1 protein-coding gene is annotated in these 16,554 nt (G+C 73.8%); it reads right to left on the bottom strand.

Features of this window, described 5'->3' with window-relative positions:
* Nucleotides 1-27 precede the first annotated feature (27 nt).
* Nucleotides 28-16,506, bottom strand: coding sequence for a type I polyketide synthase (locus LWF15_RS18600; RefSeq protein WP_232812112.1), 16,479 nt, complete (start codon nucleotides 16,504-16,506; stop codon nucleotides 28-30).
* Between the last annotated feature and the right edge of the window lie 48 nt (nucleotides 16,507-16,554).

Genomic DNA, 16,554 nt, shown 5'->3' on the forward strand with positions numbered 1-16,554 from the left:
CACGCACGTCGCGGAACAGTTCAAGCATCAGTGGTCAGCACCTTCGGGCACCCGGCCGTCGAGGTCGTCGTCGCCCGAGCCCATCGCCAGGGCGATCAGGCTGTCGGCGTCCAGGTCGTCGATCTCCACGGCGGCGTGGCCGTTCTCGGCGCCGGTCTTCTCGGCCGGCCGGTCGGGGTCGGCCAGACGCAGCAGTTCGTCGAGGATCCCGGCGTCGCGGAAGCGGGACATCGCCACCGTGGCCAGGACCCGGCGCAGGCGGGCCTCCTCGGCGTCGCCGGCGCGTTCGCCGTCCGGGCCGAGGTTGTCCAGCAGGTAGGTGGTCAGGGCGGCGGTCGAGGGGTAGTCGAACACCGCGGTGGCCGGCAGTTTCAGGCCGGTGGCGGTGTTCAGCCGGTTGCGCAGCTCGACCGCGATCATCGAGTCGAAGCCGAGCTCGCTGAAGGCCCGCCGCGGGTCGATCGACTCGGGCGAGGACTCCCCGAGCACCGCCGCGACGTGCCCGCGCACCATGGTGAGCAGGGTGCGCTCGGCGTCGGCGGGTGACAGCTCGGCCAGCTGTGCCCGCAGCGCCTCGGTGACCTTGGAGCGTTCCTCGTCGTCGGCCTCGGCCTGCACCGGCGCGCCGGCCAGGGCCCGCCACACGGTCGGCGCGATCGACGCCGAGCCGGTGGTCTGCCGCAGCCGGGTCAGGTTCAGCCGGGCCGCCACCAGCTGCCCGTCGCCGCGTTCGAGCACCAGGTCGAGCAGGGCCGCCGCGTCGTCCACGCCCAGGGTCCCGATCAGCCCGGTGATCGGCGCGGTCAGTGCGGCCGCCCCGGTCAGGGCCGCCTCGCCGTCGCCCTCCAGCGGACCCCAGGCCACGACCGTGGCCGCCAGTCCGGCCGCCCGCCGCTGGCATACCAGTGCTTCGAGACCGGTTGCGGCCTGGCTGATTTCCGCCGGGGCCGCACCGAGGGTGGCGGTCAGGTCGGTGAAGACCACGAAATTGTGGACGTCGGTGAGGGCCTGGGTGAGCCGGTGGACTGCCCAGGCGGTCTCGTCTGTCTCGTCGGCCTGGTCGCTCTGGTCCTCGGCCGAGTGCAGCACCGTGGTGAGCGGGTGGCCGATGCGGGCCAGAAGCCGGGACAGGCCCTCGGTGTCGGCCGGGTCGAGCAGCGTGCTCGGGTCGACCGACCACACCGGCACCTCGAGCCCGACCAGCTCGGCCGCGAGCTCGGCCGTGGTGGCCGAGGACGGGCCGCCGGACAGAGCCAGGATCACCGCGGGGGCGCGGCCGGTTCGGGCCAGGTGCCGCACCGCCGTGGCAGTCGCGGTGCCGGCCGCACCGGTGACCAGCAGGGTGCCCTCGACCGTCGCGGTGGGGTCGAAGACCTGCGCCGGGCGGGTGATCCGCCGGCCCAGCACGACGTCGCCGCGCAGCGCCAGTTCCGGCTCTTCAGTGGTCAGCGAGGCGGCGAGCATGCTCAGCCGGTCGTTGGCCGCCTGGGCGCCGGAGGAAAGGTCGGCCAGGGTGATCCGCCCGGGGTTGCGACGCTGGGCCGCACGAACAGTGCCCCAGACGGCAGCGGCTTGTGCCGAGTGCATCGGGAGGTCTTCGGTATCGACGGCCCCCCGGGTGATCAGCACCAGCCGCGCCGCGGCCGGCGCCGTGAGGTTCAGCCACTCGGAAAGCAGCTTCTCGACCGACTGCGCCGCCGAGCCAGCAGCGTCGCTCTCGGGCATGCGCGGCGCGGTGAGCACGAACTGCGGCACCGCCTCCCCCGCCTCCACCGAGGTGGACAGCGAGGCCAGGTCGGGGTGCAGGGCCGCGGTGACGCCCATCCCGGCCAGCCCCTCGGCCAGGCCCAGGTGGTCTTCGCCCAGCACCGCCCACGGGCCGGTCACGGCCACGGTCGGGTCCGGGACCGGCGCCCAGCCGAGCGAGAACAGCGCGTCGCGCAGGGTGTTCCCGGCGATCCGCAGCTGGGCCGCCGACACTCCGCGCAGGAGGAGTTCCTGCACCTCCAGCACGGCCGCCCCGGTGGCATCGGCTGCGGTCAGCGACCAGCCGGCGTCGGTCGGGCTCAGCCGCACCCGCAACCGGTTCTTGCCCGGCGCGTAGACCGAGACTCCGCTCCAGGCGTAGGGCACGCGGGTCTGGTCGGCCGGGGTGGTGGTGTCCGGGGCCATGACCAGGGCCTGCACGGCCGCGTCGAGCAGGGCCGGGTGCACCCCGAACAACCCCGCGTCGGCCGCGGCCGGTTCCGGCAGGGCGACCTCGGCAAGGATGTCGCCGCCGCGCAGCCAGGCCGCCTGCAGCCCCTGGAACGCCGGGCCGTAGCGGTGACCGGCCGTCTCCAGGGCCTCGTGCAGCGTCGGCAGTGCGATCGGGGTGGCGTCGGCCGGGGGCCAGGTGAGCAGGTCACGTGCCGTGCCGGGCGCGGCCTCGACGGCCGGGGCCAGCACGCCGCTGGCGTGCCAGGTCCAGGAGCCGCCCTCGTCGGTCTGCGACGGCTCGTCCACCCGGGCGTAGATCTGGACGGTGCGGCGTCCCTCGTCGTCCGCGTTGCCCACAGCGATCTGCACCTGGGTGGGGTTCTCGGACAGCACCAGCGCAGTGGTCAGCGTGAGCTTCTCGATCCGCGGGCAGCCGACCTGGTGACCGGCCACCACCGCGAGCTCGGCCAGGGCCGTGCCGGGCACCAGCGTCACGCCGGCCACCTCGTAGTCGGCCAGCCAGGGGGCGCTGCGCGGGGTGAGCTGGCCGGTGACCACGACACCCTCGCCGTCGGCGAGCTCGACCCGGGCGCCCAGCAGGGGGTGCCCGACCGAGCCGAGACCGGCCGAGGCCACGTCGGCACCGGCCACGCTCGCGGTGGGCCAGAAGCGCTGCGGGCTGAAGGCGTAGGTGGGCAGGTCGACCCGGACGGCCGGTGTCAGCACCGAACGCCAGTCCACCTCGACGCCGCGCACGTACACCTCGGCCAGCGAGGCCAGCATCCGGTCCGCTCCGCCGTCCTCGCGGCGCAGGGTGCCGGTGACGACCGCTTCCACGCCCAGGTTCTCGAGGGCGTCCGCAACCGGGGCGGTGAGCACCGGGTGGGCCGAGGACTCGACGAACACGCCATGATCGGCCAGAGCCTCGACAGCACGGGAGAACTCGACCCGGCCACGCAGGCTGTCGTACCAGTACTGCGCAGTGAGCTCGGTGCCCTCCAGCTTCAGCCCGGTCATGGCCGAAACCATCGTAATTCGAGCGGCCTGCGGCCGGACCTCGGCCAGCAGCCGCAGTATCTCCTCACGCAACTCCTCGACCTGCGGGCCGTGCGAGGCATAGTCGACCGGCAGCATCCGCGCCCGGCCACCCTCACCCTCCACCTCGGCCAGCAGCTCAGCCAACCGAACCGGATCACCCGAGACCACCGTCGCCGACGGCCCGTTCACCGCCGCCACCGTCACGTCACCACTCAGACGAGCCTCGACCACAGCCACGGGCTCGGCGATCGAGAGCATCCCGCCCCGTCCGGCCAGCGCCCGCAGCGCCTGGCTGCGCAGCGCCACCACCCGGGCGCCGTCCTCCAGCGACAGCGCACCGGAGACCACCGCAGCGGCGATCTCACCCTGCGAGTGCCCGACAACAGCGTCAGGACGAACCCCGGCCGCTTCCCACACCGCCGCGAGCGAGACGTTCACCGCCCACAGCACCGGCTGCACCACGTCGACCCGCTCCAGCGGGCCCTCGAGCTCCTCCAGCAGGTTCCAGTCCACGAAGGCCGACAGCGCGGCCGCACACTCGTTCAGACGCTCAGCGAACACCGGCGAAGCAGCCGCCAGCGCCCGGCCCATGCCGATCCACTGCGAACCCTGACCGGGAAACACGAAGACCTTGCGGCCGGCCGCTCCACCGCTCGGCACGCAACCGCCCACCACACCGGCGGCGGGCAGACCCGAGGCCACGGCGTCGAGGCCGACCAGGAAGTCGTCCGGTTCCGAGCCGATCACCACCGCGCGGTGCTCGAACACCGCCCGGCTGGTGGCCAGCGACCAGGCCACCTCGGCCGGGCGGGCCTCACCGACCGGCTGCGAGGCGACGAACGAGGCGAGCCGGTCGGCCTGGGCCGCCACGGCCTCCTCGGTCCGCGCCGACACAACCCACGCCGACGCGCCACCGGTGAGCACCGGCGTCCTCAGTTCGGGCTTCGCCACCGCAGCCGCGGGGGCCTCCTCGATGAGCAGATGGACGTTGGTGCCCGAGATCCCGAACGAGGAGATGCCCGCCCGGCGCACCCGGTCCCCGGCCGTCCACGGCTGGGCCTCGGCGAGCAGCTGGACGTCGCCCTCGCTCCAGTCGACGTGGTCGGACGGGTTCTCGGCGTACAGGCTGCGCGGCAGCTGCTCGTTCTGCAGCGCCAGCACCACCTTCATCACGCTGGCCGCGCCGGCCGCGCACTGGGTGTGGCCGATGTTCGACTTCACCGAGCCGATGAGCAGGGGCTGCCCGTCCGGGCGCTCCTGCCCGTAGGTGGCCATCAGGGCCTGGGCCTCGATCGGGTCGCCCAGCTCGGTGCCGGTGCCGTGCGCCTCGACCACGTCGATGTCGGCCGCGCTGAGCTGCGCGTTGGCCAGCGCGGCGCGGATCACCCGCTGCTGCGAGGGCCCGTTCGGGGCGGTCAGGCCGTTGGAGGCACCGTCCTGGTTCATCGCGCTGCCGCGGATCACCGCCAGCACCGGGTGCCCCAGGCGCTGCGCGTCCGAGAGCCGCTCGACCACCAGCATGGCCGCGCCCTCGGACATGCCCATGCCGTCGGCGGAGTCGGAAAAGGCCTTGCAACGGCCGTCCGCCGCCAGGGCCTGCTGCTGGGAGAAGCTGACCAGCCCGCCCGGGGTCGCCATGATCGTGGCGCCGCCGGCCAGGGCCATCGTGCACTCGCCGGAACGCAGGGCCGCCACCGCCAGGTGCAGGGCCACCAGGGAGGAGGAGCAGGCCGTGTCGATCGTGACGGCCGGGCCCTCCAGGCCCAGGGTGTAGGAGATCCGGCCGGACATCACGCTGGCCGCGGTGCCGGTCATCATGTGCCCGGCCAGTTCGGGCGGCAGGCCGTCGCCGTAGCCGGAGAACGCCGCGCCCACGTAGACGCCGGTCGGGGTGCCGCGCAGCACGCTCGCGTCCATCCCGGCCCGCTCGACGGCCTCCCACGCGGTCTCCAGCAGCAGCCGCTGCTGCGGGTCCATGGTCAGGGCCTCGCGCGGGCTGATCCCGAAGAAGCCGGGGTCGAAGTCGGCCGCGGTGCTGATGAAACCGCCCTGCCCGGTGCTGGAACCGGTCACCGGCCAGCCGCGGTCGCGGGGCAGGTCACCGATCGCGTCGACGCCCTCGGCCAGCAGCTGCCACAGCGACTCGGGGTCGCGGACCTCGCCCGGGAAGCGGCAGCTCATGCCGACGATGGCGATCGGCTCACCGGTGGCCGCGGGCTTCGCGGTGACGGCGGCCACCGAGGCGGCCCCGCCGAGCAGCTTGGCGCGCAGGTGCTCGGCCAGGGCGGTGGAGGACGGGTGGTCGAAGACGACGGTGGCGGGCAGCCGCAGGCCGGTCGCGGTGGAGAGCCGGTTACGCAGTTCGACCGATGTCAATGAGTCGAAGCCGAGGTCGCGGAAGGCGCGGCGGGGCTCGATCGCGTCCGGGGAGGCGTGGCCCAGCACGGCCGCGACGTGCCCGCGGACCAGGTCCAGGAGCACCCGCTCGCGGTCGGCCTCGGGCAGGGCGGCCAGCTGCTGGCCCAGGTTGCCCGAACCGGTCGCGGCGGCGGCCTGCGGAATGGCCCGCCGCCCGGAACCGGCCAGATTCCGCCACAGCGGCGGCAGGTCGGCCCCGAGCCGGCGGATCCCGGCGATGTCCAGGCGGGCCGGCACCAGGTGGGCCTCGTCCCGGCTCAGCGCCAGGTCGAGCAGGGCCAGGCCGTCGGCCGAGCTCAGCGGCTTCACCCCGCCGGAGGCCATCCGGTCCTTGTCGGCGCCGCTGAGGTTGGCGGTCATACCGCTGGAGTCGGCCCACAGGCCCCAGGCCAGCGACACGGCCGGCCGGCCCTGCGCCACCCGGTGCGCGGCCAGGGCGTCGAGGAAGGCGTTGGCTGCGGCGTAGTTGCCCTGCCCGGCGCCACCGAACGTGGCTGCACCGGCGGAGAAGAGGACGAACTGGTCGAGGTTGCGCCCGAGGGTCAGCTCGTGCAGGTTCCAGGCGCCGTCGGCCTTCGGTCGCATCACCGCGTCGATCCGCTCCGGCGTAAGGGACTCCACCACACCGTCGTCGAGAACACCGGCGGTGTGGATGATCCCGGTCAGCTTCGGCAGTGAGGCCAGCACAGTCGCCAGGCCGTCACGGTCGGCCGCATCGGCCACGAGCACCCGCACACCGGCCCCGGCCTCGGCCACCCCGGCGGCCAGAGCAGCCACTCCCGCCGCACCCGGGCCCCGGCGGCTGGTCAGCACCAGCTCGTCGGAACGACCGGTCGAAGCGAGATGGTGGGCCACGAGCCCACCCAGAGTGCCGGTACCGCCGGTGATCAGGACGGTGCCTCGCGCAGCGGAAGGCACGGTGAGCACCAGCTTGCCCACGTGCTTGGCCTGGCTCATGAAGCGGAACGCCTCGGGCGCCCGGCGCACGTCCCAGACCTTCTTCGGCGGCATGGCCAGCACGCCCTCGGCCAGGAGGGCCGTGGTCTCGTCGAGAATCGCGGTCAGGCGCCGAGGTTCGGCCTCACCGGTGACGAAGGCGTGGTAGCGCACGCCCGGGAAGTCGCGGGCCAGGTCGTCCTCGGAGCGGACATCGGTCTTGCCCATCTCCAGGAACGCGCCGCCGCGCGGCAGCAGTCGCAGCGAGGCGTCGGTCAGCTCGCCGGCCAGGGCGTTGAGCACGATGTCCATGCCCTCGTCCCCGGTCGCGGCGTTGAACTTCGCCTCGAAGGCGGCGTCTCGGGAGGAGGCGATGTGCTCGTCGTCCAGCCCCATCGCCCGCAGCACGTCCCACTTGGCCGGGCTGGCGGTGGCGAACACTTCCAGCCCGAGGTGCCGGGCCACCGAGACGGCGGCCGTGCCCACGCCACCGGCCGCGGCGTGCACCAGCAGCTTCTGGCCGGGCCGGGCCTGGGCCAGGTCGACCAGGGCGTACCAGGCCGTGGAGTAGGCGATCGGCACCGACGCGGCGGTCGCGAACGACCAGGCGTCCGGCATCCGGGTCAGCAGCCGGGCCTCGGTGACGGTCAACGGGCCGGCGGCCCCCGATCCCATGCCCAGCACCCGGTCGCCGACTTCGAAATTGACGACGTCGGTGGCCACCTCGGTCACCACGCCGGCGATCTCGGTGCCCACCAGCGCGTCGACCGGGTACATGCCCAGCGCGATCAGGACGTCGCGGAAGTTCAGACCCACGGCGCGAACGGCGATCCGGACCGTGCCCGGCTCCAGCGGCGCCTCGGCCTCCGGGGCAGCAACCAGGGCCAGGCCGTCCAGGCTGCCCTTCTGCGCCGCGTCCAGCCGCCAGGGCCCGTCGGTCTCGGGGCTGAGAAGGCTTGCGGAGGGCCGGGAAAGGCGGCGGGCCATCAGGCGGCCCGCGCGGATCGCCAGTTCCGGCTCCCCGGTGGCGAGCGCGGCGGGCAGATGGCTGACCTGCGTCGTGTCAAGGGTGGTGTCGACGGTGGTGTCGACGGTGGTGTTGGTAACCGTCCGGGTGGGCAGGTCGACGATCGTGATCAGCCCGGGGTTCTCGGACTGCGCCGAGCGCACCAGACCCCAGACCGCGGCGGCGGCCGGGTCGGACACGTCCTCACCCGTGCCGGTGGCCACCGCTCCACGCGTCACGAGCACCAGGCGGGCCTCGGCAAGCGCGTCCTGCGCGGTGAGCGCCAGCCATTCCTGGAGCAGCGCGACGGTCTGGACAGTCACCTCACGGGCCGCAACGGCCGGGTCAGCCGCATCCCAGGGGCCGTCCACGGCCACTGCGACCAGTGCGGGCGCGGGGGCGCCGGCGCTCACGGCCTCGGCCAGCGTGGCCAGGTTCTGGTACAGCGCCGGGGTCTGACCGGCTGCCGCGATCCCAGCCGCGAGACCGAAGGCGTCCGGACCGGCAACGGCCCAGGAAGCGTCCATTGTTCCCGCTTCGACCGGCACCCACTCGACCGCGAACATCGCGTCGTCCACCGAGGGACCAGTGGCGGGCATCGAAGCGGCCGAGACCGGCCGCAGCACTAGCGACTGGGCGGTGACCACCGGCGTCCCTGCGACATCGGTTGCGGTGAGGGCGATCCCGCCCGCAGCCTCCGGCCGCAGCCGGACCCGCAACCGGGCCGCCCCGGCCGCGTGCAGCGAGAAGCCGGTCCAGGCGAAGGGCAGCAGCATCTGACCGGGCTCGGCGTCCAGGTGCCCTGCCCAGGCGTCACCGGCGACCCCGGCCGCGTGCAGGCAGGCGTCCAGCAGAGCCGGATGCACCCCGAAAGCAGACGCCTCCGAAGCAGCTTCGTCCGGCAGCGCAACCTCGGCGAACACGTCCGCGCCGCGGCGCCAGGCCGCCTTCAGCCCCTGGAAGGTCGGGCCGAACGCGTAGCCGCCCGCGCTCGTCGACTCGTAACGGTCGGACACGTCCACCGGCTCGGCGTCGGACGGCGGCCAGACCAGGAAGTCGCCCGCCTCGGCATCGCCCGCAGCGACGTAGGGGGCCAGCAGACCACCGGCGTGACGGGTCCATCCTTCCTCGGAGGTCTCGTCGACGTTTCCGTAGATCTCGACGGACCGGTGACCGCTCTCGTCCGGGGCGCCGACCGCGACCTGGATCCGGACCGGGCGCTCGGCCGGGATGATCAGCGGCGCCGCCAGGGTCAGCTCTTCCAGGCGCGGAGTGCCGGCCTGGTAGCCGGCTCGCACGGCCAGCTCGACGAAGGCGGTGCCGGGCAGCAGCACCGCACCGGCGATCACGTGGTCGGCCAGCCAGGGCTGGGTGCGGGTGGAGAGCAGGCCGGTGAACAGCAGGCCCTGCCCGTCGGCGCGCTGCACGGCGGCACCGAGCAGCGGGTGGCCGGCCGCATCGAGTCCCAGGGCCTGGACGCTGGCGCCGGTGGCGGCGATCGCCTTGGGCCAGTAGCGCTGGCGCTGGAAGGCGTAGGTGGGCAGGTCGACGCGCTTGCCCTCGGGCAGCACGGCCTTCCAGTCCACGTGGCCGCCACCAACGTGCACCTCGGCGAGCGAGGCCAGGAAGCGCGCGGCTCCCCCGTCCTCACGCTTGAGGGTTCCGGTCACCACGGCGGCGGGACGATCGTCCTCCCGCTCCAGGGTGGCGCCGATCGCGGCGGTGAGCACCGTGTGCGGGGAGACCTCGACGAAGACGCCGTAGCCGTCCCGGTCGAGAGTCTTGATGCCGTCGGTGAACTGGACCGTGGCGCGCAGGCTCTCGTACCAGTAGCTCGCGTCGGCCTCGGTGCCGTCGAGGTAGTCGCCGCTCATGCCCGAGACGATCGGGATCAGCGCCGGGTTCGGCGTCAGGCCCTCCAGCGCCGTCAGGATCTCGTCGCGGATGCTCTCCACCTGCGGGCCGTGCGGGGCGTAGTCCATCGGCACGAAACGCGTGCGGATCTGCTGCTTCTCGCAGTCGGCGGCCAGGGCCTGCAGTTGCCCGACGTCACCCGAGACGGCCGTGGCCGACGGGCCGTTCAGCACTGCGACAGCGATCTTGTCGTAAGCGCCCACGAGCCCTTCGACAACCTCACGAGAGGCGGCGACGGAAAGCACGCCCCCCTTGCCGGCCAGCGCGAGCATCGCCCGACCGCGCCGGGCAACCACCCGCGCGCCGTCCTCGAGCGAAAGCACCCCGGCCACCACCGAAGCCGCGATCTCGCCCTGGCTGTGCCCGATCACCGCGTCCGGCACGACGCCGGAGGCCTCCCAGAGCGCGGCGAGCGAGACCATCGTCGCCCACAGCGCCGGGTGCACCACGTCGAGGCGGGCCAGCTGCTCCTCGTCGTCCAGGACCTCGAGCAGGTCCCACTCGACATGAGGCGCCAGAGCCGCGCGACACTCGTCCATCCGTTGCGCGAAAACGGGGCTCTGAGCGAGAAGCTCACGCCCCATGCCGACCCACTGACCACCCTGGCCGGGGAAGACGAACACGACCGGGTCGGCCGCGGCGGCCGTGCCGGAGATCAGGGCAGAGGACGGGGTGCCCGCCCGGAGTGCCTCCAGACCGGCGAGCAGGTGGCCGGTCCGGGAACCGAGGATCACGGCCCGGTGCTCCAGCGCGGAGCGGGTTGCCGCCAGCGACCAGGCCAGGTCGGCCGGGTTCTGGTCGCTGACGTGCGCGGCCAGACGCTCGGCCTGGGCGGTGAGGCCGTCCGGCGTGTGGCCCGACACCAGCCAGGCCAGGTCGTCGCCGGTCAGGACCGGCAGAGCCGGCTCGTCGGTGGGCTCGATGCCGGCGGGCTCGTCGGCGGGCGGCTCGGCCAGGATGATGTGCGCGTTGGTGCCGCTGATCCCGAACGCCGAGACCGCTGCCCGGCGCACCCGTTCGCCCCCAGTCGGCCACTGCGCCGGCTCGTTCAGGAGCTTCACGTCACCGGCGGCCCAGTCCACGTGCGGGGTGGGCACCTCGGCGTGCAGCGTGGCCGGGACCACGCCGTGCTGCAGGGCCAGCACCAGCTTCAGCACCCCGGCGGCGCCGGCGGCCTGCTGGGCGTGGCCGATGTTCGACTTGACCGAGCCCATCAGCAGCGGCCGGTTCTCGGGCCGGCCCTGGCCGTACGTCGCCAGCACGGCCTGCGCCTCGATCGGGTCGCCCAGCTTGGTGCCGGTGCCGTGCGCCTCGAGGATGTCGATGTCGGCCGGGGTGAGCCCTGCGCTGGCCAGAGCCGCGCGGATGACTCGCTGCTGGCTGGGGCCGTTGGGGGCGGACAGCCCGTTCGAGGCGCCGTCCTGGTTCACGGCGCTGCCCGCGATCACCGCGAGCACCGGGTGGCCGTTGCGACGGGCGTCCGAGAGCCTCTCCAGCGCGAACATGCCCACGCCCTCGGCCAGGCTCATGCCGTCGGCGTCGGCCGAGAAGGCCTTGCAGCGGGCGTCCGCGGCCAGCGCGCCCTGCTGGGAGAAGCCGATGAACTCGGCCGGGTCGGTGATCACCATGATGCCGCCGGCCAGGGCCAGGTCGCACTCCCCCGCGCGCAGCGCCGAGGCAGCCAGGTGCAGGGCCACCAGCGACGAGGAGCAGGCGGTGTCGACCGTGACGGCCGGGCCCTCCAGGCCCAGGGTGTACGAGACCCGGCCGGAGACCACGCTGGTCAGGTTGCCGATCATCAGGTGGCCCTCGGAGCCCTCCACCCCGGCGCCGTAACCGGCCAGCCCGGCGTAGCCGGAGTTCGAGGCACCGGCGAAGACGCCGGTGAGCGAGCCGCGCAGGGTGACCGGGTCCACCCCGGCCCGCTCCAGCGCCTCCCACGAGGTCTCCAGCAGCAGCCGCTGCTGCGGGTCCATGCCCAGCGCCTCACGCGGGCTGATCCGGAAGAACGCCGGGTCGAACTCGGCCATCCCGGACATGAAGCCACCGCGCGGGGTGAAGCCGCCGGTCTCGCCCAGGGCGTCCCAGCCGCGGTCGGCCGGGAACTGCGAGATCGCGTCGCCGCGGTTCATCAGCAGGTCCCACATCGCCTCCGGGCTGTCCACAGCCCCGGGGAAACGGGCTCCCATACCGACGATCACGACCGGGTCGTCGGCCGAGACCGGCGTCACCCGGGATGCCTGTGCGTCGGCGGTGGCCTGCGTACCGATCAGCCGGGTGAGGATCTCCCGGGCCAGGACCTGCGGGGAGGGGAAGTCGAAGACGACGGTGCTGGGCAGCTGCAGACCGGTGGCCTGGTTGAGCTTGGTGCGCAGCTCGACCGCGGTGAGGGAGTCGAAACCCATGTCGCGGAAGGCACGCCCGGCCTGCACCTCGCCGGCCGAGCTGTGGCCCAGAACGGCGGCGGCGTGCTGGCGTACCAGGTCGGTGACGATGCGCTCGCGCTGCTGCTGGGAGACCCCGAGCAGCTTGGCCAGCAGAGCGGCGGCCTCACCGTTGACCGCGACCTCGCCGGGCGTGCTCTCCACCTGGCGGGCCTGCGGGATCTCGTCGAGCAGGCGCCACTGCCGGGAGGCGTTGAAGACGGCGGAGAAGCGCGGCCAGTCCACGTCGGCGACCGCGAGCACGGTCTCGTCGTCGGCCAGCACCTGGCCCATCGCGGTGAGCGCCCGGTCCGGGTTCAGCAGCACCAGGCCCTGGCGGCGCAGGCGGTCGGGGATCAGGCTCTGCGGCAGCCATTCCTGGTGCTGCGGCGCGCTCGCGGGGTCGTTGGCGGGGGTCTCGTCGAAGCGGCCGCCGGACTCCCACACGCCCCAGGCGATCGAGGTGGCGGGCAGGCCGCGCAGGCGGCGGTCCTCGGCCAGGGCGTCGAGGTAGGCGTTGGCCGCGGCGTAGGCGCCGTGGTCGCCCACACCCCAGGTGGCGGTGATCGAGGAGAACAGGACGAACGCGTCCAGGTCCTTGTCGGCGGTGAGCTCGTCCAGGTGCGCGGCGCCGGCGACCTTGGCCTGTGAGGCCAGGGCCAGGCCTTCGGCGTCGGTGCGCATCAGCGGCAGCAGCTCGACCGAGACGGCGGCGTGGATCACCGCGGACAGGTCCGGGCCGACCGTGGGGATCCAGTCGATCAGACCGGCCACCTGGTCGCGGTCGGACACGTCGGTGCGGGCCAGGGTGACGCCGGTGCCGGCCTCGGCCATCAGTGCGGCCAGGTAGGCGGCGCCGGGGGTGTGCGGGCCGCGGCGGCTGGCCATCACGGCGTGCGGCACGTCGGAGGCGGCCAGCCAGGCGGCCAGGTCGGGGCCGATCGCACCGGAGGCGCCGGTGAGCAGGACGCTGCCGCGGGTGCTCCAGCGCTCGTCACCGGGCCGGGAGGCGCGCGGGCGGGCCTGCACCAGGCGGCGGGCCTGCACGCCGGTGGAGCGGATCGCCAGCTGGTCCTCGGAGCTCTGGCCCAGGAATGCGGTCAGGCGCTGCGCGGCGGTCTCGTCGAAGGTCTCCGGCAGGTCGATCAGGCCGCCCCAGCGGTCGGGGTGCTCCAGACCGGCGACCCGGCCCAGACCCCAGATCTGCGCCTGCAGCGGACGACTCGGCGTGGTGTCAGTCCGGCCGCACAGCACGGCGCCGCTGGTGAGCAGCCACAGCGGGGCCTTGATCCCGGTGTCGCCCAGCGCCTGCACCAGGGCGAGCGTGCCCGTTAGGCCCTGGGTGACGACCGGCAGTTCAGCCGTCGGCGCCTCGTCCAGGCCGAGCAGCGACACCACTCCCGCCGGGTTCAGGCCGTCCAGGAGCGCGGTGAGCGCGGCCCGGTCCAGGTCTGCGGGCGTGACGGTCAGCGTTCGGACGTCCGCCCCGGCAGCGCGCAGAGCTTGCGTGACGAGGTGGTCGGCCGGGGTGGTGGGGGTGATCAGCAACCAGGTGCCGGCCAGCGGCGTGGCCTCGGGGGCGTCGACGGAGGTCCAGGTGACGCGGTAGCGCCAGTCGGCCACGGCGTTGGCGTCGCGCTCGCGGCGGCGCCAGGCCGCCAGCTTGGGCACGATCTCGGCGAACGACTCATCGCCCTGCACGGCCAGCGCCGACGCCAGGCTCTGCATGTCGTCGGCCTCGATGGCCGCCCAGAACTGCGCCTCGCCCTCGGTCAGCTCGCGCAGGTCCGCGGCCGGGAGGTCGGTGCCGGGCAGGGGCCAGTAGTGCGCACGCTGGAAGGCGTAGGCCGGCAGGTCCACGCGCCGGCCCTCGGGCAGCACAGCGGTCCAGTCCACGGCCACGCCACGGGTGTAGGCCTCGGCCAGCGACAACAGCGCCCGGGAGGCGCCCCCGTCCTCACGGCGCAGGGTGCCGGTGACCACCGGTCCTTCGTCGCCGCTCACCTGCAGCGCGGTCTCGACGATGTCGGTGACCGCGTTGGTCAGCACCGGGTGGGCGGAGACCTCGACGAACGCACCGAACTCATCACGCGCGAGAGTCTCGACGGCGCGGGCGAAGTCGACCCGGGCGCGCAGGCTGGCGTACCAGTAGCCCGCGTCCGCCTCGGGGCCGATCAGCCACTCGCCGGTCATCGCCGAGATCATCGGCGTGGTCGCGGGCTGAGGGGTGAGCCCCTGCAGGACCTGGAGGATCTCGTCCTGCAGCTCATCGACCTGGGGGCCGTGCGAGGCGTAGTCGACCGGCAGCATCCGCGCCCGGCCACCCTCGGCCTCCACACGCTCGAGCAGTTCCTGCAGCAGCGCCGGATCCCCCGACACCACCGTGGCGTTCGGCCCGTTCACCGCCGCCACCGTCACACCGGCCAGGCCAGCGATCCGGGCCTCGACCACGGCCACCGGCTCGGCGAGCGAGAGCATCCCGCCCCGGCCCGAGAGCGCCTTCAACGCCTGGCTGCGCAGCGCCACCACCCGGGCGGCGTCCTCCAGCGAGAGAATGCCGGCCACCACGGCGGCGGCGATCTCACCCTGCGAGTGCCCCAGCACCGCGTCCGGCCGAACCCCGGCGGCGCGCCAGAACTCGGCCAGCGAAACCATGATCGCCCACAGCGCCGGCTGGACCACGTCGACCCGCTGCAGGGCCTCCTCGTCGCCCAGCACGTCCTCGAGCGACCAGTCCACGAAGGGCGCCAGCGCGGCGCCGCACTCGGCCAGACGAGCGGCGAAAACCGGCGACGAGGCGGCCAGCTCGCGGCCCATGCCGACCCACTGCGAACCCTGGCCCGGGAAGACGAAGACCACGCGCGGCGTGGTGGAGGCGGCGCCCGTCACGATCGAGCCCGTGGGGACGCCCGTGGCCAGGTCGCTGACGGCGACGGTGAGTTCGGCGGTGGTGCGGCCGACCACGACGGCGCGCTGCTCCAGCGCCGTGCGGGTGGTGGCCAGCGACCAGGCGATGTCGGCGGGTTCCACCGCGGCATCGGCGACGTGGGAAGCCAGCCGGGTGGCCTGCGCGCGCAGGGCCTCGGGGTTACGGCCGGAGATCAGCCAGGCGTGCTGCTCGCCGTCGAGAACGGCCAGGGGCTTCTCGGCGTCGGCGTCGATGGCCGCAGCCGCGACCGGGGCGGGAGCTTCTTCGAGGACGACATGGGCGTTGGTGCCGCTGATGCCGAACGCCGAGATGCCCGCCCGCCGCGGGGCGCCGTTGTCGGCCAGCCGCGAGGGCCAGGGCTCGGCCTCGGTCAGCAGCGCGACGTCACCGGCGCTCCAGTCCACGTGCGGAGAGGGCTGATCGGCGTGCAGGGTGCGCGGCAGCATCTCGTTGCGCAGCGCCAGGATCATCTTGATCACCCCGGCCGCACCGGCCGCGGCCTGGGTGTGACCGATGTTCGACTTGACCGAACCCAGCCGCACCGGGCGGCCTTCCGGGCGGTCCTGGCCGTAGGTGGCCAGCAGGGCCTGCGCCTCGATCGGGTCGCCGAGAACCGTTCCGGTGCCGTGCGCCTCGACCGCGTCGACCTCGGCCGGCGAGAGCCGGGCGCTGGCGAGCGCGGCGCGGATCACGCGCCGCTGGGAGGGGCCGTTGGGAGCGGTGAGGCCGTTGGAGGCGCCGTCCTGGTTGACAGCCGACCCGCGCATGACCGCGAGGATCGTGCGGCCGTTGCGCTGGGCGTCCGAAAGCTTCTCCAGCACCAGCACACCGGCGCCCTCGGCCCAGCCGGTTCCGTCGGCCTCGGCCGAGAACGCCTTGCAGCGGCCGTCGAAGGCCAGGCCGCCCTGCCGGGAGAACTCGGCGAAGCTGCCCGGCTCGGCCATCACGGTGACACCGCCGGCCAGGGCCAGCGTGCAGTCGCCGGAACGCAGTGCGGCGGCGGCCAGGTGCATCGAGACCAGCGCCGAGGAGCAGGCCGAGTCGACCGTCACGGCCGGGCCCTCCAGGCCCAGGCTGTAGGCGACCCGGCCGGAGATCACGCTGGTGGCGTTGCCGGTGACCACGTAGCCCTCGGCGTCGGCCGCGGGAACCTGCGCGCCGTAGGCGGTCATGCCCGCGCCCGCGAAGACGCCGGTGGCCGACCCCTTCAGCTTCGAGGGGTCGATCCCGGCCTGCTCAAGTGCCTCCCACGAGGTCTCCAGCATGACCCGCTGCTGCGGGTCCATCGCCAGCGCCTCACGCGGGCTGATCCCGAAGAACCCCGCGTCGAAACCCGACGCGTCGTGGACGAACCCGCCCTGGATCGTGTTCGACGACTCCTCGCGCGGGCCGGCCGAGCCGTACAGGCCCTCCACGTCCCAGCCGCGGTCAATGGGGAAGTCCGCGATCGCGTCGGTGCCCGAGGACAGCAGCCGCCAGAAGCTTCCCGGGTCGTTCACCCCGCCCGGGAAGCGGCAGCCGATCCCGACGATCGCGATCGGCTCCGCCTCGCGGTCCTCCAGCTCGCGCACCCGCCTGCGGGCCTTGCGCAGGTCGGCGGTGGCCCGCTTGAGGTAGTCGAGAAACTTGTCCTCGGTGTCCATGAAACAGCTCCTCGAACCATTTACTGGTCCGGGGGCCCGGACCGCGTG

This window comes from Kineosporia rhizophila (assembly GCF_021277265.1).
GTDB classification, from domain to species: domain Bacteria; phylum Actinomycetota; class Actinomycetes; order Actinomycetales; family Kineosporiaceae; genus Kineosporia; species Kineosporia rhizophila.